The sequence below is a fragment of the Caulobacter sp. AP07 genome, from assembly GCF_000281955.1.
Taxonomy (GTDB): Bacteria; Pseudomonadota; Alphaproteobacteria; order Caulobacterales; family Caulobacteraceae; genus Caulobacter.
In genome coordinates this window covers 1-26,699 of the sequence record NZ_AKKF01000164.1, presented here as the reverse complement: position 1 = coordinate 26,699, position 26,699 = coordinate 1, and the positions used below count along the sequence as shown (strand labels likewise).

Sequence of the window (26,699 nt, the reverse complement as noted above, 5' to 3'; positions counted from 1 at the left end):
CCCCCCGCCAGCGGCGGTTCTCCTGGGCGATCCGGCCGATGGCCCAGGGCCGGCCGCGCTTCGTGATCCCCCATCCCTGGGCGTCCTGGCGGGCGACCGTCGGCTATGTCGACGACGTGGCGGCGGGCATCGCCCTGGCGGCCGTCCATCCGGCCGCCGGGGGCGAGACCTTCAACCTCGGCCGGGCCAACTGCCCGACCAACCTGGCCTGGGCCGCGACCTTCGCCGAGCACCTGGGCTGGCCCGGCGAGGTCCAGTTGGCCCACCCCGACGTGGCGCGCGGGGCGCTGGCGGCGGCCATCGCCGGGCTTGACCTGAGCTACCCGCTGTTCGTCGATAACGCCAAGATCCGGCGGCGGCTGGGCTATTCGGAGCCGACGCCGATGGAGGAGGTCCTGGAGCGGACGGTGGCCGACGAGATGGGGCGGTAGAGAGGCTGGACATGCGCAAGGCTGCAAGCCGTCCCAAGACCGGTCCCGACGCCGGGCCGCGCAAGGCCTCCGCCGTCCAGGCGGCGGGCCAGTGCGTCTGCGGCGCGGTGGCGCTGGAGATCGACGTCCCGGCCCGCTGGGCCTGGCACGACCATTCCGACGCCAGCCGGCGGGCCCAGGGCTGCGCCTATGCGACCTATGTCGGCAGCTATCGCAGCCGTTTCCGGATCCTGCGGGGCGCGGAGAGCATCACCCGGTTCGAGGACGCCGAGGCGGGGACGGCCCGCGGCTTCTGCGCGAAATGCGGGACGCCGCTGTTCTATGAACGGGCCCGCTCGCCGACCATGGTCAACATCCCCCGCGCGCTGTTCGCCGAGCGCACTGGCCGGGAGCCGCGCTATCACCTCTCGCTGCACGAGGCTCCGGACTGGCGCTATGCGGGCGAGGCCCTGGCCCCCTTGAAGGGGTATCCGGGCGTGATGTGGGAGCGACCCAGACGCAAGGTCCGCCGCGACACCGACGGCATGTTCTGACCGGCGATGCGCCGCCTCGCCGTTTTCGCGGCGCTTGAACTATAGTCGCAAGCCAGGCGAACCACCGGGGGCGGGCCATGACCGAAACGAGCGTCGCGACGCGTCTTCCCACCTGGCCGGCCTGGGTCGTCTGCCTGCTGGCGGCGATGATCGAGGGGTTCGACATCCAGTCGATGGGGGTGGCGGCGCCGCGCATGCTGCCAGCCCTGGGGCTGACGCCGGGCCAGGCGGGATGGGCGTTCAGCGCCAGCCTGATCGGGCTGATGTTCGGGGCCAGCCTGGGCGGAGCGATCGCCGACCGCATCGGGCGGCGGCCGGTGCTGGTGACCTCGGTGGCGGCGTTCGGCCTGTTCTCCCTGGCCACGGCCGCGACCGGTGACCTCAACCTGCTGCTGGCCGTACGGTTCCTGACCGGCCTGGGCCTGGGCGGGGCCATGCCGATGCTGATCGCCCTGGCCTCCGAGCGCGCCAGCCCGGCCCGCAAGGCGACCATGGTGGCGCTGATCGCCTGTGGCATGCCGCTGGGCGGGGCCCTGGCCGGACTGGTGGCGCGCACGCCCATGGCCCTGGCCGACTGGCGGACGATCTTCCTGGTCGGCGGCCTGGCGCCGCTGGTTGTCGCGCCGCTGCTGCGCCTGACGCTGCCGGTCGGACGGCCGGACCGCAGCCAGGCGAAGGCCGGCGACGCGGCCCGGGCCCTGTTCGGGCCGGGACGCTGGGCCGCCACCGCGTGCCTGTGGGTCAGCTACGCCCTGGTGGCCCTGACCCTGCACCTGCTGCTCAACTGGCTGCCGACCCTGCTGGTGGCGCGCGGCCTGCCGCCGTCCTCGGCCTCGGGCGTGGCGGCGCTGTTCAACCTGGGCGGCGCGGCCGGCGGCCTGGCCTTCGGGCTGGTGGTCGACCGGCTGGGCGCGCGCTGGCCGCTGCTGGCCGGGTTCGCCGGGCTGGCGGCGGTGCTGGTGGCCCTGGCGGGCGCGGCCGACGGCGGGGCGATCGCCGCCCTGGCCTTCCTGGGCGGTTTCCTGCTGATGGGCGGACAGTTCACCCTCTACGGCCTGGGGCCGCTGTACTACCCGGCCGCCGTGCGCGGCGCCGGGGTTGGCGCGGCCATCGCCGCCAGCCGCGTGGGCTCGATCCTGGGACCGCTGGCGGCGGCCAGCCTGATCGGCGGCGGGGCGGCGGGAAGCGCGGTGGTGGGGGCCCTGGTGCCGGTGGTGGTCGCGGCGGGCGTGGCGGCGGGGTTGCTCAGCTTGCGCCCTCTCCCCTCCGGGAGAGGGGTCAGAAAGCGCGGCGCTTCAGAGCCCCTCGCCGACCTCGACCACTTCCTCGAACGTCCGCAGCCCCGGCCGCTGCGCGCAGACCAGCACCGCCATGTTCCCCGGCAGGTGCTGGTTGGCCAGCATCTTCTCGTGGGCGGCGGGGATGTCGTCCCAGGGGAAGACTTCCGACAGGCAGGGGTCCACCCGGCGGTCGATGACCAGCTGGTTGGCGGCGCTGGCCTGCATCAGGTTGGCGAAGTGGCTACCCTGGACGCGCTTCTGGCGCATCCACAGGAAGCGGGCGTCCATGGTCAGGTTGAAGCCGCTGGTGCCGGCGCAGATGGCCACCATGCCGCCGCGCTTGACGACGAACACCGAGACCGGGAAGGTCGACTCGCCCGGGTGTTCGAACACCAGGTCGACGTCCTTGTTGCCGGTGATCTGCCAGAGCGCCTTACCGAACTTGCGGCTCTCCTTCATGTAGTCGTTGAACTCGGGGCCGTTGACGGTGGGCAGCTGGCCCCAGCAGTTGAACTCGTTGCGGTTCAGCACCGCCTTGGCGCCCATCTGCAGCACGAACTCGCGCTTGTCCTCGGACGACACCACGCCGATGGCGTTGGCCCCGGCCACGGCGGCCAGTTGCACGGCGAACACCCCCAGGCCGCCCGACGCGCCCCAGACCAGCACGTTCTGGCCGGGCTTCAGCTCGTGCGGCTTGTGGCCGAACAGCATGCGGTAGGCGGTGGCCAGGGTCAGGGTGTAGCAGGCGCTCTCCTCCCAGGTCAGGTGCCTGGGGCGCGGCATCAGCTGGCGCGACTGCACCCGGCAGAACTGGGCGAAGCTGCCGTCCGGGGTCTCGTAGCCCCAGATGCGCTGGCTGGACGAGAACATCGGGTCGCCGCCGTTGCACTCCTCGTCGTCGCCGTCGTCCTGGTTGCAGTGGATCACCACCTCGTCGCCGAGCTTCCAGCGCTTGACCTTGGCGCCGACCTTCCAGACGACGCCGGACGCATCGGATCCGGCCACGTGATAGGCCTGCTTGTGGACGTCCAGGACGCTGACCGGCTCGCCCAGGGCGGCCCAGACGCCGTTGTAGTTGACGCCGGCGGCCATCACGAGCACCAGCACCTCGTCCTCGCCGATCTCCCAGGTGGGCACGACCTCGACCTGCATGGCCGTGCTCGGCTTGCCGTGGCGCTCCTTGCGGATGCTCCAGGCGTACATGGTCTTGGGCACGTGGAAGGCCGGCGGGATCTCGCCGATCTCGTACAGGTCCTTGACGGCGGTCTTGTCCAGCGTGGCGACGGTCATCCTCACTCCCCGATCTTCTTCGGCGCTGCAACACAACGCTCGAACGGCTCTCAGCGCTCCGTGGGTCGTTTCGCGCGGGCAATTCTCGGCGCCGATCCATCGATTTTTAGCTTCCAGGCGAAAGTTTCCACCCAGAATTCACCTAAGCTGTGACAACTGTTTAAATCTGGCAAGTGGAAATCTTGTGCGACGCAGCATGGTTGCGCGTGAAACGAATTCGCCCCTGGGATGCGTTCGGGCGTGGATCCCTTTCCGTCCCCCAACGGTTGTCATCCCGGACGGCGCTACGCTGCGCTTCGCCCGGGATGACAACCGTTGGGGGGACGGGGAGGTGCTTTTCAAATCCGTCCCCATCGGCCAGGGTCGCGGCATGAGTTCGCTTATCCATGTCAGCCGCCCCACGGGCTCGATCCTGCTGGTCGAGCTGGACGCGCCGCCCGCCAACGCCCTGGGCCTGGCGGTCCGCGCCGAGCTGGTCCGGATTCTCGACGAGATCGCCACCGACGACGACACCCGCGCGGTGGTGCTGACCGGCCGGGGCGGGGTGTTCTGCGCCGGCGACGACCTGCGCGAGGCGCATGGGCGCGACACCGCCGACGCCCTGGCGGCGGTGCAGGACTTCAACCGGCTGATGGACTGGGTCGAGGCCCTGCGCGTGCCGGTGGTCGCGGCCATCGACGGCTGGTGCTTCGGCGGCGGGCTGGAACTGGCCCTGGCCTGCGATATCCGCCTGGCCAGCGACCGGGCGATGTTCGCGGCCTCGGGGGTCAATATCGGGCTGATGGCCTCGGTGACCCGGCTGCCGCGGCTGATCGGCGTGGCGCGGGCCAAGGTCCACCTGCTGACCGGCGCCCAGTTCGGGCCCGAGCGGGCCCTGGCCGACGGGGTGGTCACCGCCGTCCATCCCCCGGCCGACCTGCTGCCGGAGGCCTTCCGCCTGGCCGAATGGATCGCCTCGCGCGCGCCCCTGGCGGTGGAGGCCGCCAAGCGGGTGATCGACGGGCGCTCCTATGTCGAGGAAGAACTGCCGGCCCTGGCGGCCAGCGCCGACCATCGCGAGGCGGTGGCGGCGTTCATGGCCAAGCGCTCGGCGATGTTCCGGCGGGAGTAGCTGGCAGACTGGGGACAAGCGCATGCGCCTGTCCCCGTCCGGAACTCACCCCATCTTGGCCAGCAGCCCCAGTTCGCCCGCCTTCATCACCGCTTCCTGGCGCTTGACCACGCCCAGCCGCTTCTTGGCGGCCTCGATGTGGTGGTGGACGGTGCGGGGCGACAGGGTGAGGATCGCGCCGATCTCCCAGTCGGTCTTGCCGCGGCTGGCCCAGAACAGGCACTGGGCCTGGCGCTCGGAGATCACCCCGTAGTCGGGATTGTCGTCCTGCAGTTCCCAGTGCTTGAGCATGATGGTGCCGAACACCGTGGCCAGGCTCTCGATCACGGCCCGGGCCGTCGGGTCGGTCTGGAGGGCCGCCGTGGCCATGCGGATCAGCACCTCGTGGCCGGCCGGGCCGAACACCCGCACCACATAGCCGTCGTTCATGCCGAACTCGGCGGCCTCGCCCCACATGGCCCGGGCGCGGTTGTCGCCCAGCGGCTTGGCGTCGCTCCAGGCGAATGGTCGGTTCGACTTCTGCAGCAGCTTGATACACGGGTCATGGACCACGTGGCGGGCCCCCCAGTAGCGGGCGTCCCAGTCGTCGAAGTCGCGGCGGCTGAGGGTGGGCGGCTCGCGGCCCAGCTGTTCGGCGTTGATCAGGGTGGCGCAGAAGCGGTCATAGCCGAACGCCGCCAGGGCGCGCCCGAAGTGCGCCTCGACCTGTTCGGGTTCGACGTAGTGCGGCGCCTTGCTGAGAAAATCCCAGGCTTCCTGTTCGGCGGTGTTGAGCACGCGCGCAGTCTTCCCCGTTCGGGGTCAAGTCTAGGTCAGGCAAGGGGCGGAGGCCATACCGAGCAACGATAGCGCGTCGCGATGGTGCGACGCCGAGTCATTCAGGCGGGCCGGGAGACTCTTGAGGCTGCGCGAGGCCGTATCGGCGCGCCATGGTTGCGTTCCCGGCGGGAATGGTGAAGCTGTGGACGGCGGGCCCGGCGGCCGCTCGCCCACCCGCTCCGCTCACGCCGCGCCGTCCGGAGGCGACATGGCCAATTTCGATCCGACCACGCTGGAGGCCCTCCGGGACGCGGCGACAGCGCCCCCCAGCCCCGCCAACTGGATGGCCTCGCTCTGGCTCCATTTCGACAGCAAGGCCGGCAATCCCTTCGGCGACATTCCGCTGAACCAGCTGCCCATCCCGGGATCCCACGACTCGGGCACCTCCGGCATGACCCGGACGGCCAAGACCCAGGGCAAGTCCGTCGCCGAGCAACTGAACCTCGGAATCCGCTTCTTCGACCTGCGGCCCAAGGTCGACAACGGCGTCTTCAAGATCCACCACGGGATCGGGAAGACGTCGGAAGAGGGCGACCGCATCCTGGCCCGGTGCGACGCGAACGGAGAGCCGGTCGCCGATCCGACCGTCGAGTGCATCTTCAACGACGTCCGCAAGTTCCTGATCGCCAATCCGCGCGAAATCATCATCCTGAAGTTCCAGACCTTCGGGGCCCAGGTCGGCCAGACGTTCACACCGCAGGACCACCGTGATTTTCGCGCGCTGATGGCCGGCTACATGCCGCTGATCGCGCCGGCCCCGGTCAGCGCCCTGACCCTGAACAACCTCTATTCCCAGTCCCAGCCGGGGCGGGTGATCGTGTTCTACGGCGACGACCTGGAGGCCGAGGACGCGACCTGGGACCCGATCTGGCCCTTCGCGTCGGGCAGCGCCCAGCGCGAGGGCGGCTATCGCCTGGAGTGCTTCGATCCGTGGTGGCGCGACGACATCGGCGCGTTCGGCGGCGACGACAAGGATGACGAGTTCGCGGGGCGCTGGCTGCCCTACCACATCCAGAACCTCAAGGACTGGCAGGCCGACGGGCTGGCGGGGTTCTTCGTCACCCAGGCCCAGATGGAGATCCAGCCGGGCGCCACCCTGGATTCCTGCGAGAACTCGGCCATCAAGAACAACCCGCGCAACATCGAGGCCTTCGTGGGCTGGATGAAGACCGGCGTGCCGGGGGCGGCGGCCACGCTGCGGCCCAATATCCTGACGCTGGACTACATCGAGTACGGCGACCTGTGCGGCCAGATCATGGACTTCTTCATGTCGCTGACCTCCGAGACGCTCGGCGCGGCCTATCCCTATCATCCCTTCGACCTGGCCGTGGTCCGCGCCGCCCTGCACCGGGCCAGGCCCGAGGACCCGACCACCGCGCTGGACGTCGCCAGGCCGGGCCAGGGCTATCAGCTGCTGATCGGGCATGAGACGCAGTGGGTCTCCAAGCATGCGGTGTGCCAGGTCCACCGGACCCAGGTCGGCGCCAGCGTTCCCGTCTACCGGGAAAGCCCGATCGGCGCGCCGAACACCAAGTTCTTCTATTCCACCCGAAGCGAGGCCGAGGCGAACAAGAGCGGGTGGACGCGCGGGCCCGTGGCCTTCTACGCCTATGACCATCCGGCGCCGGGCACGGTCCCGATCTATGCCGACACCCCGAGCAGCAACCCCTATGCCAGCTTCGACTATACCCCCCAGCCCACTCCGGCCAAAGACTGGAAGCGCTGCGAGGTGGCGTTCCACGCCTATCCCGCCGCCTCCGACCGCGCGGTGATCTATGTCTACGAGAACAAGGCGCGGGGCTATTTCCGGTTTTCGCCCAACGCCAACCTCGCCTACGGAACCGATTGGACCCTGCGCGGGGCGGAGTTCCGGGCGCTGCATGCGTCCATGCCCGGCATCCTGGCCGTGTTCGAGGAGCAGCCCACCGATACCAGCGCGCCCAACCCGCTGCGCTACAACTACTCGACCGAGACCGCGGACAAGGCCAAGGGCAGGGACTGGACGCAGCATGGCGTCGTGTTCCACGCCCCCGGCCGCGCCGATCCGGGCGCGGTGGGCGTGCATCTGGAGGTCATCACGCCACCCTACGCCCAGCTCTATTTCTCGCCGCGCGACGCCAGCGAGATTCCGGCCGGCTGGAAGCGGGGGGACGTAGTGTTCTATGGTTATCCGTATCGATACAGCTAGCTAGGACCGGGCGGCCCTCAGGCCGCCGCTTCGGCGTCCGCTTCGTCCTCGTCGCCGCCGAGCAGGGCCGAGAGCACCACGGCCAGGCGTTCGGGCTTGATCGGCTTTTCGACCACGTCCTGCATGCCGGCGGCGATGTAGGTCTGGACGTCGGCCGGGTCGGCGTTGGCGGTCAGGGCGACGATCGGCGCCGAGCCGGCGCGGCCGGGCAGTTCGCGGATGGCGCGGGTGGCGGTGATCCCGTCCATGCGCGGCATCTTGATGTCCATCAGGATCAGGTCGAACCGCCCCGAACGGGCCGCCTCGACCGCCTCGACGCCGTCGACCACCTGTTCGGAGGTGCAGTCGAACATCTCGCACAGAGCCTCGGCGACCATGCGGTTGGTGGCGTTGTCGTCGACGATCAGGATGTGGGCCGAGCGGGCGTCCAGGGTCGGCTCTTCGTGGTGGTCGTCGGCCAGGCTGGCGGTCGGGGCCACCAGCGAGAATTGCAGGGTCAGGCCGGCGCCCAGATTGGCCTCGGCCTTCAGCGGGCCGCCCATGGCGCGGGTCAGGCTGTGGGCCAGGGCCATGCCCACGCCCAGGGCCAGTTCGCTGCGGTCCTCGATGCGTTCCGCGCCCAGCGGGTCGAACACCCGGGCCAGGCGGTCCCGCGGCGAGCCGCCGGTGTTGTCGCGCACGCGGCCTTCCAGCCGCAGCCCGCCCTCGACGCCGCGGGCCTTGAGGCTGGCCTCGATGACGCCGCGGCCGCTGGACAGGGCGCTGTCGATCAGGGCGTCGAACACCTGCAGCACCCGGTCGGCGTCGATCAGGGCCGTGGCTTCCGGGTCGCCGTCATAGGAGAACAGCAGGGTGGAGCCGCCCTCGGCGGCGCGGGCGCTCCAGCGCGCCTCGACGGCGTCGCTGAGGTCGCGCAGCAGGGACGGGGCCAGGTTGAGCGCCAGGTCGCCCACCGCGGCGCGGCGCAGGTCCATGGCGCGGCCGAGCACGGCGCTCATGTCGCGGCTGGTTTCGCCGATGGCGCGGACATAGGCGCTGGCGTCGGGCGTCAGGCGCGACTGCTCCAGCCGTTCGGTGAAGGCCAGCACGCCTTCCAGGTGATGGCCGATGTCGGTGGCCATGCGCTCGACCAGGGCCATGGCCTCGCCGGCTTCGCGCTGCTTGCGGCGGTGCGAGCTCAGCAGCGAGGCCAGGCCGCCGATTCCGGCATAGTCCCCGGCCTCGTCGACGACGATGAAGGCGCTGCGGAACACCGGGACCGCGCTCTGCGACATGTGTTCGACGATGGCGCCGGGCTCGAGGTCCAGGCCGAGGATGCGCGGCTCCAGGTCCATCACCTCGACGATCGAGCGCGGGCCCAGGGTGTCGGCGGCGACGGCCATCTGGCCCAGCATGACGTCGCGATAGACCAGGCCCACGGGCTTGCCCTGCTCGACCACGGCCAGGGCGGCGACGTGCGGTTCGGCGAGGAAGATCGCCCGGACGTCGGCGCACGGCGTCGTCGGGTCGATCGGGGCTCGGCGGTCGATAAGGCGGGCGAGCGTGTCCATGCGGCCGTTCGGGCAGGCGTCCATTGGGATCCCACCTTGGCCCGATTGGCGTTGCGGAGTCGTAAATGGCCGGGGGGCGCGGGATTTTGACGCACGAAAAAGGGCGGCGGATCGCTCCGCCGCCCTCCCTGGTGGTGTCTCGGCCCGAATTCCGGGCCGCGTTGGCCTAGAACGACTTGGTCAGGCTGACGCCGTAGAGGCGCGGTTCCAGCGTGATCAGGTTGGTGAACAGGCCCGAGCTGTCGTCGGTGGTGTAGGCGTCGGTGATCGGCGTCTTGTTGCTCAGGTTCTTGACGTAGGCGTCGATCTGCAGACCCCAGTCGGGCTTCTCGACCTTCAGGGTGATGTTGGCGTTGTTCCACGACTTCAGCTGGTCGTAGGCGGTGTTGTAGACCCGGGTGTACTGCTTGCTCTGGCGGTAGTAGTCGCCGCGCAGGGTGGCCGACCAGCCGTCGGCGAAGTCCCAGGTGTATTGGGCGCCGACCGAGGTGGTCCAGTGCGGCGAGTTGGGCAGCTCGTTGCCGCCCAGGTTCGCCGCCGTGCCTTCGATCGAATAGCCCGGGCCGTAGTTGAACAGGCCCGTGGCGTTGGCCAGGAAGGCCGCCGTGCCGGCCGGCAGGCCCGCGCCGCCCGCCGCGGCGGGGGTTTGCAGGAAGGCCTGGTAGACCGCCGCGCCGCCGCAGGCGAACGGGATGGTGGCCCCCGCGCCGGCCCCGATGATCGTCGCCACCCCGGCGGTGGTCAGCACGCAGTTGGAGCCGACCGCGACGTTGGGCAGGCTGGGGCCCGCCTTGACCACGGTGTAGAGCGGGTTGCTCTGCGTGCGGTTCATGGTGTCGATGGACGAGACGCCGCTGGCGATCTTGGTGTGCAGATAGCCGACATTGGCGTTGAGCTTCAGGTTGTGGACCGGCGACCAGACCGATTCCAGTTCCAGGCCGTAGACCGTGGCGTTGACGTTCTCGTTGACCGAGGTGCGGTTGACGATCTTGGAGATCTGGTAGCCCTGATAGTCATAGTAGAAGCCGGTGGCGTTCAGCATCACGCTGCCGCCCATCAGGGTGTTCTTCGATCCCAGCTCGAAGGCGTTGACGAATTCCGGGTCGAACTGCGGCTTGACGCTGGCCGAGCCGGCCGCCGCGGGCGGGTTGGAGCCGCCGCCCTTGTAGCCCTTGGAATAGAAGGCATAGAGCAGGTTGTCGTCGGTCAGCTTGTAGTCGAAGCCGAAGCGGCCGGTCAGCTCGTTGAAGACCGACTTTTCTTCCGGCGTCGTCGTGCTCTGCTTCAGGCCGATGCCCGGCGACAGCAGGACGGTGTCGTAGACCTGCAGGCGCTTGTCGTCGTGGGTGCGGCGCAGGCCCAGGGTGAACTTCAGCTTCTCGTTGGCCTGCCAGTACAGCTCGCCGAAGATGGCGTTCGACTTCAGGTGATAGGGCGAGCGGTTGTCATAATAGTTGTGGCCGCTGCCGTCCGGGGTGGCGTTCGGGTCAATGCCGATACAGCTGGTCGGCAGGGTCACCGGGTTGCAGTTGGGATTGCCGGTTCGCTGGAAGTTCAGGGCCAGGGCCGACAGGGTCAGCGAGTTGCCGATCACGTAGTAGTCGGTGGTGGTCTTGTAGTCGAAATAGATGCCGCCGATGTTGAAGTTCAGCGGACCGTCGAAGGCCGACTGCAGGCGGAATTCCTGGCTGAACTGCTTGGAATCGCCCGCCGACACGTCGATCGTCGTGAACTTGTTGGTGGCGCCGACCTGCGGGTCGGTGAAGAAGCCGCCCGGGGTCAGCGGCGTGCTGTTGAACGGCACGGTCGAGACGTTCCGGTTGTAGTCCAGCTTGGTATAGACCTTGCCCTTGCTGTACGAGCTCATGGCCGTGAAGGTCAGGTTCTCGGTCAGGTCATAGGCCAGGTTGAACTGGTAGATGTCCGACTTCGACTGGTAGATCGGATCGAACAGCGACTCGATTTCGCGCAGGTTGCGGCTGGTGGTGTCGCCGGCGTTGGCGTCGCCGCTGGTGAAGCCGAAGATGTTGCCCAGTTCGCCGGTCAGGGTGCCCGAGGTGTTGACCGTGCCGTAGGCGCCGTCGCCGTACAGCGAGGCGGACAGACAGCCCTGGGACAGGAAGCGCCGCGCCACGCCGCTGGGCACGCCGCCGACCGTGGCCGGGCCGAGGTCCTTGGTGCAGAGCTGCTTGCCGACGCGGGAGCGGCTGTCGTCTTCCTTGAAGTGCTCCCACATGAAGTTGGTGCGCAGCGCCTCGATCGGGTTGAACATCACCGACACGCGGGTCGAGTAGAGTTCGCGGTCGTCGACCTTGTGGCTGTTGAAGGTGTTGGTGACGAAGCCGTCGCGCTTCAGGTAGTTGCCCGCCACCCGGACGGCCAGCTTGTCGCCCATGATCGGCATGTTGATCATGCCGCGCAGCTTCTGGGTGCCGTAGTTGCCGACCTCGGCCCGGATGTTGGCCTCGAACTCGTCGGTCGGCTTGGCGGTGATGATGTTGACCACGCCGCCGGTGGCGTTGCGGCCGTACAGCGTGCCCTGCGGGCCGCGCAGCACTTCGACGCGCTCCACGTCGAAGAACTCGGCGTCGAACAGATTGCCCGACTGCAGGGGCGCGTTGTTCTCGTGGACGCCGACGCCGCCATCGGTCGAGACGCCGACGGCCTTGTTGCCGATGCCGCGGATCGCGAAGTTGAAGCTGTTGGTGAAGTTGCCCTTGGCGAAGCTGACGTTCGGGATGGCCTGCATCAGGTTGGGGCCGCCGTCGATCTTCTGCGCTTCCAGGGTGTCCTGGCTGAAGGCGGAAACCGCGATCGGCACGTCCTGAAGGGCTTCCTCCTTCTTCTGGGCGGTGACGACCAGTTCCTCGAGCACGTTGCCCCCGCCCTGTGGGGCGGTCTGGGCGAAGGCTGGGGCGGCGACGGCTGCGAGCACGGCCGCCGAAGCGCCCATGGCCAGCAGGCTCCGCATACGCAGAGATTGCGACATTCTATTCCCTCCCTGGACGTCGCGGCTCCTTATGACGGATCCTGCGGACGTCGCGTTGTTTCCTCGGCGCCATACTTTTGTGCACCACGCGGGGTGTACGGCAAACCCTTCGCAGCATAAACGGATTGCATACTTGGTAACTTGGCCTGTCAACCGGCCTTGGCGTAAGTAATCACCGATAGGTTACGCCTTTTCACTTTACCTAAGGTCACATTCACCTGAGGCGGGTAAGTTTTCGGAGAAATTAGAAAAAAGGGTTCGGCGCCTGACGTTGCGTCAAGCGTGGATCCAGGCCCCGATCCCGTGCGTGGACTAGGCTCACGCGCTATCCATACTGTCCTATTCGCGCTGAAGGTACAGTCCAAATATCGGCGTTCGAAACGATTGTTTCATACGTGATGAGCCGGGGACACACACTCATGGCGGGACCTGTGAAAGGTCGGGGACGCACACTCACGGCAACGCCCAGGCCAGGTTCGCGCCGGCCCTGCCATGAGTGTGTGTCCCCATGCTGTCCCCCACGTGCCAATCCCGGCGGCCTCGTGTAGAGAGGGGCCATGTCCACCTCCCAAGTTTCCGCGGCTTCCGGCGCTTCGTCTGGAGCGCGCGCCGACGCCGCCCTGGTGCTGTTCTCCGGCGGCCAGGACAGCAGCGTCTGCCTGGCCTGGGCCCTGGAGCGCTACGCCCGGGTCGAGACCGTCGGCTTCGACTACGGCCAGCGCCATGTCATCGAGATGCAGGCCCGGGTCGCCGTGCGCCGCCAGGTGGCCGAGCGCTTCCCGCACTGGGCCGACCGCCTGGGCGAAGACCACGTGCTGGACCTCAAGGGCTTCGGCGCGGTGGCCCAGTCGGCCCTGACCGCCGACGTCGCCATCGAGATGACCGAGCGCGGCCTGCCCTCGACCTTCGTGCCCGGTCGCAACCTGGTGTTCCTGATCTACGCCGCCGCCCTGGCCGACCGCCGGGGCCTGGGGGCCCTGGTCGGCGGCATGTGCGAGACCGACTTCTCGGGCTATCCCGACTGCCGGCGCGACACCCTGGACGCCATGCAGAGCGCCCTGAACCTGGGCATGGACCGCGACTTCGTCATCGAGACTCCGCTGATGAAGCTGACGAAGGCGCAGACCTGGGCCCTGGCCAAACAGCTGGGCGGCGAGGACCTGGTCGACCTGATCGTGGTCGAGAGCCACACCTGTTACCAGGGCGAACGCGGCGAACTGCACGCCTGGGGCCACGGCTGCGGCGAATGCCCGGCCTGCGAGCTGCGCCAGCGGGGGTATGAGGAATGGGACGCGGCGGGGCGGGAGGGGCTGGCGCCGTGACCTACTCTGTCAAGGAAATCTTCCTCACCCTGCAGGGCGAGGGCGGCCAGGCCGGCAAGGCGGCGGTGTTCTGCCGGTTCGCCGGATGCAACCTGTGGACCGGCCGCGAGCAGGACCGCGCCAAGGCGGTCTGCACCTTCTGCGACACCGACTTCGTCGGCGTGGACGGCGAGGGCGGCGGCAAGTTCGCCACGGCCGACCTGCTGGCCGAGGCGGTGGAAGCCGCCTGGACCGGCGGCCCCGACGACCGCCTGGTGGTCTGCACCGGCGGCGAACCGCTGCTGCAGCTGGACGCCGCGGCGATCGCCGCCCTGCACGCCCGCGGCTTCATGATCGCGGTCGAGAGCAACGGCACGCTCGCGGCGCCGGACGGCATCGACTGGGTCTGCGTCAGCCCCAAGGCCGACGCCCCGGTGGTGCAGACGCGCGGCCAGGAACTGAAGCTGGTCTACCCCCAGGACAAGGCGCTCCCCGAGCGCTTCGCGGCCCTGGATTTCGAGCGTTTCTATCTGCAGCCGATGGACGGGCCGGACCGCGAACGGAACACGCAATTGGCTGTCGCCTATTGCCTTTCGCACCCACAATGGCGTTTAAGCGTCCAGACGCACAAATATCTCGGCCTGCCCTGACGGATAAGGCGCTCGACCTGGTGACAGGGTCGAGCCGCTAGAGCCTCCCAGGCCTTGTCAAAAGAAGTACCTGATGAAGCCCGTCTTCGAGATCACGAAGGCCGCGCATTTCGACGCGGCGCATTACATCGAGCAAGGTCCCGCCGACCATCGCTACCGCAAGCTGCACGGCCACTCGTTCAAGGTCGAGGCCAGCGTGCGCGGGACCATGCAGGCCGCCGGCTGGGTCGCCGACCTGGACGGTCTGGACGCGGCGCTGAAGGCGGTGGCCGCCGAGCTGGACCACGGCCTGCTCAACGACCGCCCCGGCCTGGAGAGCCCGACCCTGGAGCGCCTCTGCCTCTATTTCGCCGACCGCCTGACGCCGCAGTTCCCCGGCCTGTCGCGCGTGGTGATCTCGCGCCCGACGATCGGCGAGAGCTGCGCGCTCCAGCTCTGACCGCTTCAAATTTCGTCATCCCCCGACCTGTTCGGGGGACCCAAGCGGCGCCAACCAGATAATTCTGGATCAGCTCGGCTTGGGTCCCCCGCATAGAGCGGGGGATGACGACCGCGGGCGCGTGATTGGAAAAACGCCGGTCTTCCTTCTTGCCGCGTGCTGCCCTATCTCATGCCGTCCGTGACGCCAGGGGAAGCCGCGAATGCTCTTTATGATGATCTGCTACAACAACGAAGCCCAGGTCATGGGCTGGACCCAGGAAGAGGACGACGCCGTCATGGCGCGGCTCTCGGTTGTCCATGACAAGCTGATCGCCGAGGGCAAGCTGGGCCCGTCGGGCCGGCTGCAGGCCACCGGCAGCGCCAAGACCCTGGTCAAGTCCGATCCGCCCTTCGTGCACGACGGCCCCTATGCCGAGACCAAGGAGCAGTTCCTGGGCTTCTACGTGATCGACGTCGCCGACATGGACGACGCCCTCGACGTCGCCCGCCAACTGGGCAAGGCCAATCCCGGCGGCGCCTACGAGGTGCGGCCGATGCGGCTGTACGCGGCGGGCGAGGCGGTGGGTTAAGGCGCCGTCGGCAGGAGGAAGGTTTCGACCTTCTCGGCCTGGATCGAGATGTGTCCGTCAACGAGATGGATATGCGTGCATCCGGACGGACCGCCGCAACGCCAGTAGTTCACATTGCCCGGCGCCGCATTGCGTTGCATTTCGGCGACGTCGCCCGTCGCGGTGAAATGGCGGACGCCTGAAAAGACGATCCGGCCGGGAGTTCGCTCGGAGACCCCTGGCGTCGCATAGAGCTTCAGGTCGATCGTCGCCGTTCCGCCGAGCGGGTCGAACAGGACGCCGGTAAGCACCGCGTCGTGCAGCTCCGTCTCGCGATTGAACGTCATCCGCTGGCTCCGATCCGCGTCCGTGAAACTGGACTAACGTGAGCGGGTCATCCAGGCCAGAGGCTACCTCACGCCGCCCGCCGCGCCAGCCAGGCCCGGTAGCGCTTGGTCCGGCCCTTGGTCCACAGCTGCTGGCCGATCAGGCTCAGCAGCGGCGACACGCTGGCCTTGGGGGCCTTGCCCGCGCCCAGGCGGCTCAGCTGGACCTTGGTCACGGCCATGTCGGCCAGGCTGGCCATGACCTTGTTCTTCCAGGCCACGATCGGCAGCACGACATCGTGGGCCTGGCCGCGCCGCCAGCGGGCGGGCAGGTCGGGGGCGAAGGCCATGGCGCGGGCCAGGCCGACCAGGTCGACCCCGTCGCGGCCGTCCTTCGGCTCCAGCGCCTGCTGCGCCACCGCCAGCCGCCGCACGCCGCCGGTCACCATCACCGGCATCCTGGCCGCCCCGCCGATCTCGCGGGCGAAGTCGATGAAGTAGGCCTCGCGGGCCAGGGTGCTCGATTTCGCCTCGCCCTGCATGGCCGGGCTCTCGTAGCTGCCGCCCGACAGCTCGACCAGGTCGACGCCCAGGTCGTTCAGCCAGCCGACCACCACCGTGGCGTCGGCCGCCTCGAAGCCGCCCTTCTGGAAGTCGGCCGAGTTCAGCTTCACCCCGACGCAGAATCCCGGCGACACTCGGGCCCGCACGGCGCGGACCACGTCCAGCAGCAGCCGCGCCCGGTTCTCCAGCGACCCGCCCCAGGCGTCGGTCCGATGGTTGCTGAGCGGCGAGAGAAACTGGCTGAGCAGGTAGCCGTGCGCCGCGTGGACCTGCACGCCGGTGAAGCCCGCCTGCTCGGCCCGTTCGGCGGCGACGGCGAAGCGCTCGACCACGGCGGCGATCTCGGCCGGCTCCAGGGCGCGGGGCGTGGCGAACAGCTTGGAATACTTGGCCAGGTCCAGGGCCACGGCGGACGGGCCCACCGCCTCCTGGCCCATGGCGGCCTGGACCTGGCGGCCGGGGTGGTTGATCTGCATCCACACCTGCGCGCCGCCGGCCCGGGCCGTCTTCGCCCAGGCGCGGAACGGCTCCAGCGGCTGATGGGCGTCCAGCACCACCCCGCCGGGGCCGGTCAGCGCCGTGGGGTCGACCATGACGTTGCCGGTCAGGATCAAGCCGACCCCGCCCTTGGCCCAGGCCGCGTAGAGGGCTAGCAGGGCGGCGCCGGGCAGGTGGTCGTCGTCGGCCATGTTCTCCTCCATCGCCGCCTTGGCCAGGCGGTTGGGCACGACCGCGCCGTTGGGCAGGGTCAGCGGCGTGAACAGGGGCGAAAGGGGCTGCATCTGCGACATGGCTCGACCTGGGTTGAAGTCCGATCGAAAGGGCGTACACCTTCAACCTAGGTTGAAGGTCAAGCGGCAAGTGGGAGACGCGCCATGAAGATCGGCGAGGTGGCCAGGGCGGCGGGCGTGTCCACGTCGCGCATCCGGTTCTACGAGGCCGAGGGGGTGATCGAGCCGGCGGGGCGGACCGCGAACGGCTATCGCGACTATCCGCCGGCCACCGTCGACCTGATCGTCTTCATCGAACGGGCCCAGAAGCTGGGCTTCTCGCTGCGGGAGATCCAGGCCGGCGGCGTGGCGTCCGCGCCCCATCCGGGAGCCTGCGACGCCCTGCTCCCGCCCCTGCGCGCCAAGTTGGCCGACGTCGAGGCCCACATCGCCGCCTCGACCGCCCTGCGCGACGAGATCGCCGCCATGATCGTCACCCTGGAGGCGGGGGAGGGGGAAACGCTCCGTGCGCGCGTCGCCCTGGCGGGCTAGTTCGGAAAGCGTCGAGAATCTTCGCCCCCCTTGTCGGATCGGCGCGCCCTCCCACGTCCTCTGGCCGAAACCCGAAAAGGACAGCGCCATGGGCAAGACCGTCGACGACTACATCTCCGGCCTTCCGGCCTGGCAGGCCAGCGCCGCCCAGGCCCTGCGCGCCGACATCCTGGCGACCGGCGAGGTGGTCGAGGCCATGAAGTGGGGCCACCCGGTGTTCGAGGCCGGCGGGCCGGTGTGCCTGATCAAGGCCTTCCCCAAGTGGATGACCTTCGGCTTCTGGCGCGGCGTCGAGCTCAAGGACCTCGACGCCCGCCTGGGCGGCGACAATCCCAAGATGGCGTTTATCAAGCTGTCCGAGGGCGAGGCGATCAGCGCCGCCGACGTCGCCAGGCTGGTCCGCGCGGGCGTCGCCCTGAACCGCGAGAAGGGCGATCCGCTGAAGGCCAAGTGAGGCCCTATCGCCAGCCTTGGGGCGGGGCGAACAGGTTCTCCGCAAGGAAGTCCACGAACACCCGCAGCTTGGGCGACAGCTGGCGGCTCGACGGCCACAGGACACGGAAGGTCCCGAGGTTGCGCACGTGGTCGTCGAGGATCGCCGCCAGGGTTCCGTCCTCCAGCTGGCGCGCGATGGCGAAGGTTGGCAGACAGGCGACGCCCAGCCCCTGTTCGGCCAGGTAGATCAGCGGCTCCAGCAGGCTGGCCGTCGCGGCGGCCGGCGGGTCCAGGTCGAGCGCCTGGCCGTCGCGGTGCAGCGGCCAGGGCTCCAGCTTGCCCGTCGAGGGATACCGGTGGCGCAGGCAGGCGTGGGCCAGCAGGTCCTCGGGCGCGCGTGGCGTTCCGTGGCGGGCCAGATAGTCCGGTGAGGCCACCACCCGATGGCGGAAGGTCCCCAGCGTCCGGGTCATCAGCCGCGAGTCGCCAGGCTCGCCGGTGCGGACCACGGCGTCGAAGCCTTCCTCGATCACATCGACCAGCCGGTCGGTGAAGTCGAGTTCCAGCGCGATGTCCGGATAGGCGCGCATGAAGGCGGCTAGCGGCGGCATCAGCAGCATGCCGACCAGGGGCAGGCTGACCTTCAGCCGGCCGCGCGGGGCCCGCGCCGCCTGCGACAGCTCCTGGGTCGCCGCCTCGAGCTCGCCGAAGATCCGCCGGCAGCGCTCCAGCAGCAGCAGGCCCTCGGCCGTCGGGGTGATGCTGCGGGTGCTGCGATGGAACAGCCGCACGCCGAGGCTGTCCTCGAGACGCGCCACCGCCTTGCCGACCGCCGACGACGATATGCCCAAGGTCCGCCCGGCCACGACGAAGCTGCGCAGTTCGGCGGCCTGGACGAAGACGTTCAGGGCTCCAAGGCTATCCATGATGGGCTCCAATTGCGGACTTTCATGTCCGAATTGAGAGGACCTCTAGCCTGTTTTTCCGTCGCGGACCGAGCCGTATCTGACGAGTCCGGCGTCATCGCGCCGGGCAACCCATACGGAGAACTCCCTTGGATTCCTTGAAGGCCAGCTTCAGCCCCCAGCCCGACGCCACTGTCTTTGTCGTCAACGTCATCCATGCCCATCCGGGCAAGCAGGACGAGGCCTTCGCGATCATTCAGGACGTCGTCCATTACGTGGCCGAACGCAAACCCGGCTTCCTGTGGAGCAACCTGGCCAAGAGCACCGACGGCCAGACCGTGGTCAACATCGAGGCCATCGCCGACGAGGGCAATGTCGGCGAGTTCTTCTCCGACCCGGTGTTCGTCGAGAAGTTCCGCCAGCTCGACGCGGTCTCCACCAGCGAATTCCACGTCTACCGGGTCGGCGACCTCGTCCTGCCGAAGCTGCCCGGCTGATCGGCGGCGAAGGGCCAGCGCGTCACGATCGTCCAAAAGACGACGCGAACGGGAAATCCCCGTTCTGAACCCGGGTGTAGGAACATACGGGAACGGGTTCAGGAGCGCTGGCCATGCCGGACGTCATCTACGAGAGGGGCCGCACGGCCCTGCTGTTCGTCGATCCCTACAACGACTTCCTGGCGGACGGCGGCAAGCTGTGGCCGCGCATTGCCGCGACCCAGGCCGCGGCCGGCCTGCACGACCGGTTGAAGGCGGTGACGGCGGCGGCCCGGGCGGCGGGGGTGGCGGTGTTCATCGTGCCCCACCACCGCTTCGCCCCCGGCGACCTCGACGGCTTCAACCACCCGACGCCCTATCTGCAGGGCAGCGCCAAGGCCCTGGTGTTCGAGCAGGGCGCCTGGGGCGGCGAGTGGCATCCCGACTTCGCACCGCAGGCCGGCGACGTGGTGGTCAAGGAGCACTGGGGCAGCAGCGGCTTCGCCAACACCGACCTCGACTACCGGCTCAAGCAGAAGGACGTCACCCACGTGATCCTGATCGGGCTGGTGGCCAACACCTGCATCGAGGGCACCGGCCGCTTCGCCTCGGAGCTGGGCTACCACGTCACCCTGGTCCGCGACGCCACGGCGGCGTTCAGCGACGAGGGCATGCACGCCGCCCATGACCTCAATGGCCCGACCTTCGCCCACGCGATCCTGACCAGCGAGGCGGTGGTCGCGGCGTTGGGGGCGGTGGCTTGAGGGAACGCGTGGCGGGGCGGCCCTGAAGCCTCAGCGGTCCAGTTCGGCCGCCGCCAGTTCCGCCACCCGCAGGTCGACCTCGGCCGGGTCGTCGTCGCCCAGGTACCAGGCCGCCGACAGGCCGGTCCAGGCCAGGATCCACAGCAGCAGGCGCCGGCGCTCGAGCCCGGCGGCCGCGATCACCACCTCCAGCCGCCGCGCGAAACGGCCCGGCTGGGTCGAGACCGGGCGGGTCGGGTCGGCCAGGTCGGGGTTGGTGAAGATGTTGGCGTAGTCGAAGCCGCGCTCGCCGACCAGGCGCTTGGGGTCGATGGCCAGCCAGCCCCGCTCCCCGAAGTCCAGCACGTTGTCGTGGTGCAGGTCGCCGTGCAGCGGGACCACCTCGCGCGGATCGGCCAGCAGCGCCCGGGCGGCCTCGAGGCTGCGGACCAGGATGCCGCCATGGGCCGCGGCGGCCGGCTCCAGGTCGCGGAACCAGCGGTCGAGCGAAACCAGTTCCGGCAGCGGCGCGGGCCGGGGCGCGTGCAGCCGCGCCGCCACCGTGCACAGGATGCGGCTGGCCTCGTCGTCTCGCCCGGTGCGGGCCATGTCGGCCAGGGAGGCGTCGCCCTGCGCGCGCTCCAGCAGGATGGCCTCGCCGTCGCGGGCCAGGACCCGGGCGGCGCCATCACCGCCCCACCATTCCATCAGCAGGCTGCCGAAGCGCTCGTCCTCGTCCTTGGCCAGCTTCAGCATCGCCGGCTCGCCGCCGCGCCGCACGGGCAGCAGACGGCCGTTGGGGGTGAGGATGGGGTCACCGTCGGGGACCAGGTCCCAGCGGCTCAGATAGGGTGCGAACATCCCGCCGAGATAGGGCGTCCGGAGGGCGTCGATAAGGGGGCGGGCGTCCTCAATCCCCCTGCTGCTTCTTCCATTCCTTGAACTCGCGCTTCTCGCGGTCCTTCTTGCTCTCGCCGGGGATCACCGCCTTGCCGGTGGCGACCACCACCTTGGCGCCCGTGCCGACCACGGCCCCGGTCGCCCCGACCACGGCGCCGCCCGCCGCGACGGCCAGGCAGCCCTGAACGCTCAGGGCGACGGCCAGCAGGGACAGGGCGAGGGTGGCGCGGCGAACGGTCATGGCGGGGGACTCGCTGGAACGGGAGGCGGCTTGTAGTCTGGCGGACCGGCAGGGTCGCCGCGTCCGATGGCCGCGATGTGTCCATCTCCTGATCCGCGGAAATCAAAAAACGAAACTTCAGTGTCGGCGTTGATCCCTCCCGCACGTCCTTCGACCAGAACCAACCAAAGGAGGGCTATCCCATGAAGACCAAGGCGATGTTGTGGATCGGGCGCGTGCTGAGCGGCCTGTTGATCCTGTTCATGTTGTTCGACAGCGTCATCAAGCTGGTCAAGATCCAGCCGGTGACCGACGCCCTGACCCAGTTGGGCTATTCCGACCGACTGGCGCGGCCGATCGGCGTGATCGAACTGGTGATCCTGGCGCTCTACGTCATTCCGCGCACCGCCGTGCTGGGCGCCGTGCTGCTGATGGGCGTGCTGGGCGGGGCGATCGCCAGCCACCTGCGGGTCGGCGACCCGCTGGCCAGCCACGTGCTGTTCGGGGTCTATCTGGGCCTGCTGGCCTGGGGCGGCCTCTATCTGCGCGACCCGGCCCTGCGGGCGGTGTTCCCGGTGCGGCTCAGTACGGCGGCTCGGTGACCCCCGGATCGCCGCCGCGCCGCCAGGGACCGGTGAAGCCGGGGTCCTGCCGCCGGCGGCGGTCGGGGCCGAAATAGGTCTCGCAGCGGATGTAGGGGCGGGGGTGCTCGATGATCAGGTTGATGCGGTGGATCACGCCGCGCGCCGTCACCGGCTTGGCCAGGAACTCGTTGACTCCGACGTCGCGGGCCTCGGCCACCCGGCGCTGGGTGGAATGGCCGGTGATCATGATCACCGGGGCGAACGGGTCGGGGCTGTCGGGCGAATTGCGCAGCAGGTTGACGAAGTCGATGCCGTCCAGCGGCCCCATGGTCAGGTCGGTCATGACGATGTCGATCGGCGTCCCGCGCAGCAGTTGCAGGGCCTCGGCCCCGTCGAGGGCTTCGAAGACGTGGCGCACGCCCAGCGCCCGCAGGATCTCGGTCAACAGCATGCGCATGTGCTGATTGTCGTCGACCAGCAGGATCTTCAGCAGATCGAAGCGCACGCGCCCTCGGTTCGTCGGTCAGGATCACGCGGGGCGCAACCGGGACGGGAAGGCGCTCCGCGAGGCCGCCCGACCAGCGAGACATTACGGGGGTGTAATGATCGGTCAATCGGAAATCGGCCGGAAAACCGAGTGTTTTCAGGCGTCAGGCCGAGCGGTGGCGAGGTCGGGAGGGCGCGCGCGGGGACGCGGCTCCCATCGTGCGCCGGCCCGAGGGGCTCGGCGGGCCTCGAAGCGATCTGGCCGCTGGATCCAAGACTATAGTTAACGACAGCGGCGGTTGATTTTCGTTTGTCAACGAAAAACTCAGGAACGAGTCAGGCGGCGAAGAGTTGAGGGCGGGAAGGAGTTTCAATTCGCATGGCGTCACGCGACGATCTCATCAAACGAGAGGCCCTGGAGCTCTGGGGCCAGATGCACGACGAGCCGGCCCCGGAAGTCAGTGGCGGCGAATTGCTTCAGCTCATCTGCCGTGATCTCGATCTCTTCGCCTATGACCGCGTCCAGTCGCCGTTCCTGCGCCCGACCCTGATCATGCGCCCCGAGGAATGGCCGGAGACGCGCAAGGGGTAGGGCGCGAGAAGCGCTTGCTTGCGGGTGGGCGAACCTATTGGCGGACGTCGACCGACATCACCTTCTGAACAATCTTCCAGGCGCCCTGCACCTTCAGGCATGACAGCAGGTCGGTGAAGTAACGCGGCGGCATCTGAAGCCTCAGCTTCACCAGGGCGAGATTGTCCGAAACATCGATGGCGACAACCTCGTCCTTGCGCTCGAGTTCGAGTTTTCGCGGCGCGGTCGCATTGCGCACGCCGGCCAGCCAGGTCTCGATCGGCATCACGCTGACCCCGCCGTCATCGCCAATTCTGGTTACGGCGCTGAGGGGGTGAAATATCGTCTGGAACTGCTCCGCGTCCATGTCGTACGCGGCGTCGAAATAGACTTTCGCCAAGGCTCTCAAAGTATCTTCAGCGTCTTCCATAGATTTACTCCACTGCCTGGTGTCGGGGATTGCTTCGAGAGCGAGGGTGACGGACCCATTCTTCCGTTCTGGGGCGTTCTCCCCCAGTCGCCATGGAGATTATTCTAGATCGCGCTTATATATGAGAAAAGTGCGCCTAACCGCATAGGACTCATGAGTTGATTTCATGAAGAGCGAACTGAATGACCTCGCGGCGTTCGCCGTCGTCGCCACCGAGCGAAGCTTTACGCGGGCCGCGGCGCGGCTTGGGGTCACGCAGTCGGCGCTGAGCCACACGATCCGCGGCCTGGAGCGTCGGCTGGAGCTGCAGCTCCTCGCCCGGACGACCAAGAGCGTGGCGCCGACCTCCGCGGGCGCCGAGCTCTTGAAGAGCCTGTCGCCAGCGCTCGAGCAGATCGATCGCGCGCTCAACGAAGTCCGCACCGCGCGAGATCGGCCGGCCGGCCGGCTTCGTCTTGCCGTCTCGAAATCCGCCGCGCTCTCGGTGCTGATGCCCAAGCTTCCCGCGTTCGCCGCCGCCTATCCCGAGGTGGTGCTCGATGTGTCCACCTGCACGGGTCAGGTCGATCTGGTCGGGGGCGGGTTCGACGCCGGCATCCAACTCGAGGAATTCATTCAGAAGGACATGGTCGCCGCGCGCGTGACCCAGGAACTGCGGCTGGCCGCCGTCGCTTCACCGGAGTATTTCGCGACGCGGAGCCGCCCCCTGAACCCGCGGGACCTGAGCGCCCACAACTGCATTGGGCTCCGCCTGCCGGGCGGCCCGTACCGATGGGAATTCGAGAAGGGCGGCGCCCCCGTGACAACCACCGTCACCGGGCCGCTCGTCGTCGATGACACGAGCCTCGTCATCCAGGGCGCCTTGGCCGGCCTGGGCATCGGGCTGGCCTATGAAGATCAGGTGGCCGGCTACATCGACCAGGGCAAGCTCATCAGGGTGTTGGAGGACTGGTCGCCATCCTTTCCCGGCTTCTTCATCTACTATCCGGGCCGTCGCCATCAATCGGCGGCGCTTTCCGCCCTCATCCGCGCCCTCCGCGTAACCTAGAGCGGCGTCCGGGTCAGGCTCGTCCCTCGCCGCCTGGCGTGAACGCCCCGCCGCCGGTCTGCGCCCGGTGCCGCAGGAAGGCGTCGGCCAGCACACAGGCGGTCATCGCCTCGACCACCGGCACGCCGCGGATGCCGACGCACGGGTCGTGGCGGCCCTTGGTGCGCAGGTCGACCTCCTCGCCGGCCTCGTTGAGGCTCTGGCGCAAGGTCAGGATCGACGAGGTCGGCTTGAACGCCACGCGGGCCACCACCGGCTGGCCGGTCGACAGGCCGCCCAGCACGCCCCCCGCATGGTTGGACAGGAACATCGGTCCGTCATTGCCCATCCGCATCTCGTCGGCGTTCTCCTCGCCCGACAGCGCCGCCGAGGCGAAGCCCTCGCCGATCTCGACGCCCTTGGCGGCGTTGATCGACATCAGGGCGGCGGCCAGTTCGGCGTCGAGCTTGCCGTACAGCGGCGCGCCCCAGCCGGCCGGCACGCCCGTGGCTTCCACCTCAACCACGGCGCCGGTCGAGGAGCCGGCCTTGCGCACGGTCTCCAGGTGCTCTTCCCACACCGGGATGATGTCGGCGTCGGGCGACCAGTAGGGGTTCTGTTCGATCTGGTTCCAGTCCCAGCGCGCGCGGTCGATCCTGTGCGGCCCGATCTGCACCAGGGCGGCGCGCACCGTGACGCCGGGGATCACCAGGCGGGCGATGGCCCCGGCCGCCACCCGCGCGGCGGTCTCGCGGGCCGAGCTGCGGCCGCCGCCGCGATAGTCACGGACGCCGTACTTGGCGAAATAGGGATAGTCGGCGTGGCCCGGCCGGAAGGCCTGGGCGATCTCGCCATAGTCCTTGGAGCGCTGGTCGGTGTTGTCGATCATCAGCGAGATCGGCGTGCCCGTGGTGCGCTGGCCGTCGCTGCGCGCGTCCTCGAACACCCCCGACAGGATCTTCACCGCGTCGGCCTCCTGGCGCTGGGTGACGAACTTGCCGCTCCCCGGCCGGCGCTTGTCGAGGAAGGCCTGGATCTGATCGGCGGTCAGGGCGATGCCGGGCGGGACGCCGTCGACCACGCAGCCCAGGGCCGGGCCGTGGCTTTCGCCCCAGGTGGTGACGCGGAACAGGTGGCCGAAGGTGTTGTGCGACATGCGGGGGCTTGTAGAGGAAAGCGGGGCGGCTCGCAAAAGGGGACGGTGCGGTGAACACTTGCCCCCTCCGCGCCTACGGCGCTCCTCCCCCATAGGGGGAAGAGTTTCGAGCGCGGGGCTCCGCCCCCTATGGGGGCGGACAGGCGGCGAAGCCGCCAGGTGGGGGCAAGCGAGCCGCCATCCGCGAACCTCTGACCGCGGTCGCCACAATCCTGGTTAACTATAAGGCGACGACGGGCAAGGTTTGCCGCCAATTTATGCAATCTTGGGTGATATCGGCGGCCGTCCCACCAAATCGCGCGACCGAGTGTCCTACCCCCATGCCGCGAACCTGACACTGGTGTCATTCTCGCCCGTCTGGCGAGTGATTCGGGTTTTCCGCGTCCCGCCGCCCGGTTTCGGGGGAAACCACCCATGGCCAACGAAGACGCCAGCCTCCGTCCAGAACGCATCCTGGAGCTGTCCGAACGGCTCAGCGCCGTGGCCGGCGAGAAGATCGGCGAGATCGCCTACGTCAACCGCTCGGCCAAGATGCTGGCCATCAACGCCCTGATCGTCGCCGCCCGGGCCGGCGAGGCGGGGCGCGGCTTCGCGATCGTCGCCGAGGAGTTCAAGACCATCTCCACCCAGATCGACGTGGTGGCCGCCGCCCTGGAGAGCCAGGTGCGCGCCGACCTCGACGAACTGACCAAGATCGGCGGGGCGATCCTGGGCCACCTGCGCGGCCAGCGCCTGGCCGACCTGGCGCTCAACGCCATCGAGATCATCGACCGCAATCTCTATGAGCGCACCTGCGACGTACGCTGGTGGGCCACCGACAGCGCCGTGGTCGACTGCGTCGCCGCCCCCAGCCGCGAGGCGGTGGCCTATGCCAGCCAGCGGCTGAAGGTGATCCTCGACGCCTACACGGTCTATCTGGACCTGTGGATCTGCGACCCGTCCGGGCGGGTGGTCGCCAGCGGCCGGCCGGACAGGTACCCCGCCGCCAAGACCGCCTCGGTGGCCGAGGCCGACTGGTTCAAGAACGCCCTGCGCACCCGGTCGGGCGACGAGTTCACCGTCTGCGACATCGAGCGGGCGCCGGCCCTGAACAACGCCCCGGTCGCCACCTACGCCACGGCGATCCGGGCCGGCGGCCAGGCCAATGGCAAGGTGCTGGGCGTGCTGGGCGTGCATTTCGACTGGAAGCCCCAGGCTCAGGCGGTGGTCGACGGCGTGCGCCTGACGCAGGAGGAGAAGGCCCGCTCGCGGGTGCTGCTGCTCGACCAGAACCACCGGGTGCTGGCCGCTTCCGATGGCCAGGGCGTGCTGGAGGAGACCTTCAAGCTCGACACCACCGGCGGGACCCTGGGCAGCTACGCCGACGGCGCCCGCACGGTCGGCTACGCCCTGACGCCCGGCTACGAGACCTATGCCGGCATGGGCTGGTACGGCTGCCTGGTGCAGACGGCGGAGGACGGGGCGGCATCCTCGACCCCTCTCC

At 68.9% G+C, this 26,699-nt stretch carries 28 protein-coding genes and 1 pseudogene; 17 read left to right on the top strand and 12 right to left on the bottom strand.

The features are described 5' to 3' along the window. The 3 genes and pseudogenes from PMI01_RS14155 to PMI01_RS28200 all read left to right on the top strand — a co-directional run. Nucleotides 1-431: NAD-dependent epimerase/dehydratase family protein (locus PMI01_RS14155; RefSeq protein ID WP_007669826.1), on the top strand; the 431-nt coding region annotated here is incomplete at its 5' end. An 11-nt stretch (nucleotides 432-442) separates the two neighbouring features. Further along, on the top strand, nucleotides 443-964 hold the full coding sequence (locus tag PMI01_RS14150) for a GFA family protein (protein WP_007669824.1): 522 nt from the start codon (nucleotides 443-445) through the stop codon (nucleotides 962-964). Nucleotides 965-1,041: 77 nt separating this feature from the next. Beyond that, nucleotides 1,042-2,238, top strand: a pseudogene (locus PMI01_RS28200) (MFS transporter); the annotation flags it as partial. 21 nt (nucleotides 2,239-2,259) lie between these two features. Here the strand turns inward: PMI01_RS28200 and ccrA are convergent. After that, on the bottom strand, nucleotides 2,260-3,534 hold the full coding sequence (gene ccrA, locus PMI01_RS14145) for a crotonyl-CoA carboxylase/reductase (RefSeq protein WP_007669820.1): 1,275 nt from the start codon (nucleotides 3,532-3,534) through the stop codon (nucleotides 2,260-2,262). 370 nt (nucleotides 3,535-3,904) lie between these two features. Between ccrA and PMI01_RS14140 the strand changes: the two genes are divergently transcribed. Next, nucleotides 3,905-4,645 (top strand): enoyl-CoA hydratase/isomerase family protein, encoded by a 741-nt coding sequence (locus PMI01_RS14140; RefSeq protein ID WP_007669819.1) that lies wholly within the window; start codon nucleotides 3,905-3,907, stop codon nucleotides 4,643-4,645. A 45-nt stretch (nucleotides 4,646-4,690) separates the two neighbouring features. Here the strand turns inward: PMI01_RS14140 and PMI01_RS14135 are convergent, their stop codons facing one another. Beyond that, entirely contained in the window at nucleotides 4,691-5,422 is a 732-nt protein-coding gene (locus tag PMI01_RS14135) for a LuxR family transcriptional regulator (protein WP_007669818.1), read from the bottom strand. Nucleotides 5,423-5,672: 250 nt separating this feature from the next. On the opposite strand from PMI01_RS14135, the gene PMI01_RS14130 reads away from it, so the two are divergent. Next, nucleotides 5,673-7,652: a hypothetical protein gene (locus tag PMI01_RS14130; protein ID WP_007669817.1), complete on the top strand. Its 1,980-nt coding sequence runs from the start codon at nucleotides 5,673-5,675 to the stop codon at nucleotides 7,650-7,652. Nucleotides 7,653-7,669: 17 nt separating this feature from the next. Here PMI01_RS14130 and PMI01_RS14125 read toward each other — a convergent pair whose 3' ends face one another. Both PMI01_RS14125 and PMI01_RS14120 read right to left on the bottom strand, forming a co-directional pair. Next, nucleotides 7,670-9,202 (bottom strand): ATP-binding response regulator, encoded by a 1,533-nt coding sequence (locus PMI01_RS14125; RefSeq protein WP_035036244.1) that lies wholly within the window; start codon nucleotides 9,200-9,202, stop codon nucleotides 7,670-7,672. A gap of 166 nt (nucleotides 9,203-9,368) precedes the next feature. Further along, complete coding sequence (locus PMI01_RS14120) at nucleotides 9,369-12,191, bottom strand: TonB-dependent receptor (RefSeq protein ID WP_007669815.1); 2,823 nt, start codon at nucleotides 12,189-12,191, stop codon at nucleotides 9,369-9,371. A gap of 557 nt (nucleotides 12,192-12,748) precedes the next feature. On the opposite strand from PMI01_RS14120, the gene queC reads away from it, so the two are divergent. From queC to PMI01_RS14100, 4 genes are all read left to right on the top strand, one after another. Beyond that, nucleotides 12,749-13,513: a 7-cyano-7-deazaguanine synthase QueC gene (queC, locus tag PMI01_RS14115; protein WP_007669814.1), complete on the top strand. Its 765-nt coding sequence runs from the start codon at nucleotides 12,749-12,751 to the stop codon at nucleotides 13,511-13,513. Next, a complete protein-coding gene (gene queE / locus PMI01_RS14110) occupies nucleotides 13,510-14,142 on the top strand; it encodes a 7-carboxy-7-deazaguanine synthase (RefSeq protein WP_007669804.1) in 633 nt (210 codons plus the stop codon). Before queC ends, queE begins: the two co-directional genes overlap by 4 nt. Before the next feature lie 73 nt (nucleotides 14,143-14,215). Beyond that, entirely contained in the window at nucleotides 14,216-14,581 is a 366-nt protein-coding gene (locus tag PMI01_RS14105) for a 6-pyruvoyl trahydropterin synthase family protein (RefSeq protein WP_007669801.1), read from the top strand. 202 nt (nucleotides 14,582-14,783) lie between these two features. Further along, entirely contained in the window at nucleotides 14,784-15,152 is a 369-nt protein-coding gene (locus tag PMI01_RS14100) for a YciI family protein (RefSeq protein WP_007669799.1), read from the top strand. On the opposite strand, the gene PMI01_RS14095 is transcribed toward PMI01_RS14100, so the two are convergent. Both PMI01_RS14095 and PMI01_RS14090 read right to left on the bottom strand, forming a co-directional pair. Further along, on the bottom strand, nucleotides 15,149-15,478 hold the full coding sequence (locus tag PMI01_RS14095; protein WP_007669797.1) for a hypothetical protein: 330 nt from the start codon (nucleotides 15,476-15,478) through the stop codon (nucleotides 15,149-15,151). The genes PMI01_RS14100 and PMI01_RS14095 overlap by 4 nt on opposite strands. Nucleotides 15,479-15,546: 68 nt before the next feature. Next, a complete protein-coding gene (locus tag PMI01_RS14090) occupies nucleotides 15,547-16,803 on the bottom strand; it encodes an NADH:flavin oxidoreductase/NADH oxidase family protein (protein WP_035036239.1) in 1,257 nt (418 codons plus the stop codon). Nucleotides 16,804-16,896: 93 nt separating this feature from the next. On the opposite strand from PMI01_RS14090, the gene PMI01_RS14085 reads away from it, so the two are divergent. Then, a complete protein-coding gene (locus PMI01_RS14085; protein ID WP_007669790.1) occupies nucleotides 16,897-17,283 on the top strand; it encodes a MerR family transcriptional regulator in 387 nt (128 codons plus the stop codon). An 88-nt stretch (nucleotides 17,284-17,371) separates the two neighbouring features. After that, nucleotides 17,372-17,737 carry a DUF1801 domain-containing protein gene (locus PMI01_RS14080; protein WP_007669788.1) on the top strand — a complete coding sequence of 122 codons (366 nt, stop codon included), beginning with the start codon at nucleotides 17,372-17,374 and terminating at the stop codon, nucleotides 17,735-17,737. 4 nt (nucleotides 17,738-17,741) lie between these two features. Here the strand turns inward: PMI01_RS14080 and PMI01_RS14075 are convergent, their stop codons facing one another. Then, nucleotides 17,742-18,644, bottom strand: a complete 903-nt coding sequence (locus PMI01_RS14075; protein WP_007669786.1) for a LysR family transcriptional regulator — start codon at nucleotides 18,642-18,644, stop codon at nucleotides 17,742-17,744. Between the two features lie 128 nt (nucleotides 18,645-18,772). Here PMI01_RS14075 and PMI01_RS14070 point away from each other — a divergent pair, with 128 nt between their 5' ends. Next, nucleotides 18,773-19,120, top strand: coding sequence for an antibiotic biosynthesis monooxygenase (locus PMI01_RS14070; RefSeq protein ID WP_007669783.1), 348 nt, complete (start codon nucleotides 18,773-18,775; stop codon nucleotides 19,118-19,120). Nucleotides 19,121-19,233: 113 nt separating this feature from the next. Beyond that, nucleotides 19,234-19,863, top strand: coding sequence for an isochorismatase family cysteine hydrolase (locus tag PMI01_RS14065; protein ID WP_007669779.1), 630 nt, complete (start codon nucleotides 19,234-19,236; stop codon nucleotides 19,861-19,863). A gap of 30 nt (nucleotides 19,864-19,893) precedes the next feature. Here PMI01_RS14065 and PMI01_RS14060 read toward each other — a convergent pair whose 3' ends face one another. Then, the gene (locus PMI01_RS14060; protein WP_007669777.1) at nucleotides 19,894-20,703 is read right to left on the bottom strand and encodes an aminoglycoside phosphotransferase family protein; all 810 of its coding nucleotides are present in this window, start codon (nucleotides 20,701-20,703) and stop codon (nucleotides 19,894-19,896) included. A 49-nt stretch (nucleotides 20,704-20,752) separates the two neighbouring features. Beyond that, nucleotides 20,753-20,983, bottom strand: coding sequence for a hypothetical protein (locus PMI01_RS14055; protein WP_007669776.1), 231 nt, complete (start codon nucleotides 20,981-20,983; stop codon nucleotides 20,753-20,755). 182 nt (nucleotides 20,984-21,165) lie between these two features. On the opposite strand from PMI01_RS14055, the gene PMI01_RS14050 reads away from it, so the two are divergent. Further along, entirely contained in the window at nucleotides 21,166-21,564 is a 399-nt protein-coding gene (locus PMI01_RS14050) for a DoxX family protein (RefSeq protein WP_007669775.1), read from the top strand. On the opposite strand, the gene PMI01_RS14045 is transcribed toward PMI01_RS14050, so the two are convergent. After that, entirely contained in the window at nucleotides 21,545-22,051 is a 507-nt protein-coding gene (locus PMI01_RS14045) for a response regulator (RefSeq protein ID WP_007669774.1), read from the bottom strand. The two genes, PMI01_RS14050 and PMI01_RS14045, sit on opposite strands and share 20 nt — an antisense overlap. A 360-nt stretch (nucleotides 22,052-22,411) precedes the next feature. On the opposite strand from PMI01_RS14045, the gene PMI01_RS14040 reads away from it, so the two are divergent. Further along, nucleotides 22,412-22,624, top strand: a complete 213-nt coding sequence (locus tag PMI01_RS14040) for a hypothetical protein (protein WP_007669770.1) — start codon at nucleotides 22,412-22,414, stop codon at nucleotides 22,622-22,624. Between the two features lie 34 nt (nucleotides 22,625-22,658). Here the strand turns inward: PMI01_RS14040 and PMI01_RS14035 are convergent, their stop codons facing one another. Further along, on the bottom strand, nucleotides 22,659-23,033 hold the full coding sequence (locus tag PMI01_RS14035; RefSeq protein ID WP_007669767.1) for a nuclear transport factor 2 family protein: 375 nt from the start codon (nucleotides 23,031-23,033) through the stop codon (nucleotides 22,659-22,661). Nucleotides 23,034-23,199: 166 nt separating this feature from the next. On the opposite strand from PMI01_RS14035, the gene PMI01_RS14030 reads away from it, so the two are divergent. Then, nucleotides 23,200-24,081, top strand: a complete 882-nt coding sequence (locus PMI01_RS14030) for a LysR family transcriptional regulator (RefSeq protein WP_007669763.1) — start codon at nucleotides 23,200-23,202, stop codon at nucleotides 24,079-24,081. Between the two features lie 13 nt (nucleotides 24,082-24,094). Here PMI01_RS14030 and aroC read toward each other — a convergent pair whose 3' ends face one another. After that, nucleotides 24,095-25,216 (bottom strand): chorismate synthase, encoded by a 1,122-nt coding sequence (aroC, locus tag PMI01_RS14025; RefSeq protein WP_007669762.1) that lies wholly within the window; start codon nucleotides 25,214-25,216, stop codon nucleotides 24,095-24,097. 414 nt (nucleotides 25,217-25,630) lie between these two features. Between aroC and PMI01_RS14020 the strand changes: the two genes are divergently transcribed. Beyond that, nucleotides 25,631-26,699: cache domain-containing protein (locus PMI01_RS14020; RefSeq protein WP_007669761.1), on the top strand; the 1,069-nt coding region annotated here is incomplete at its 3' end.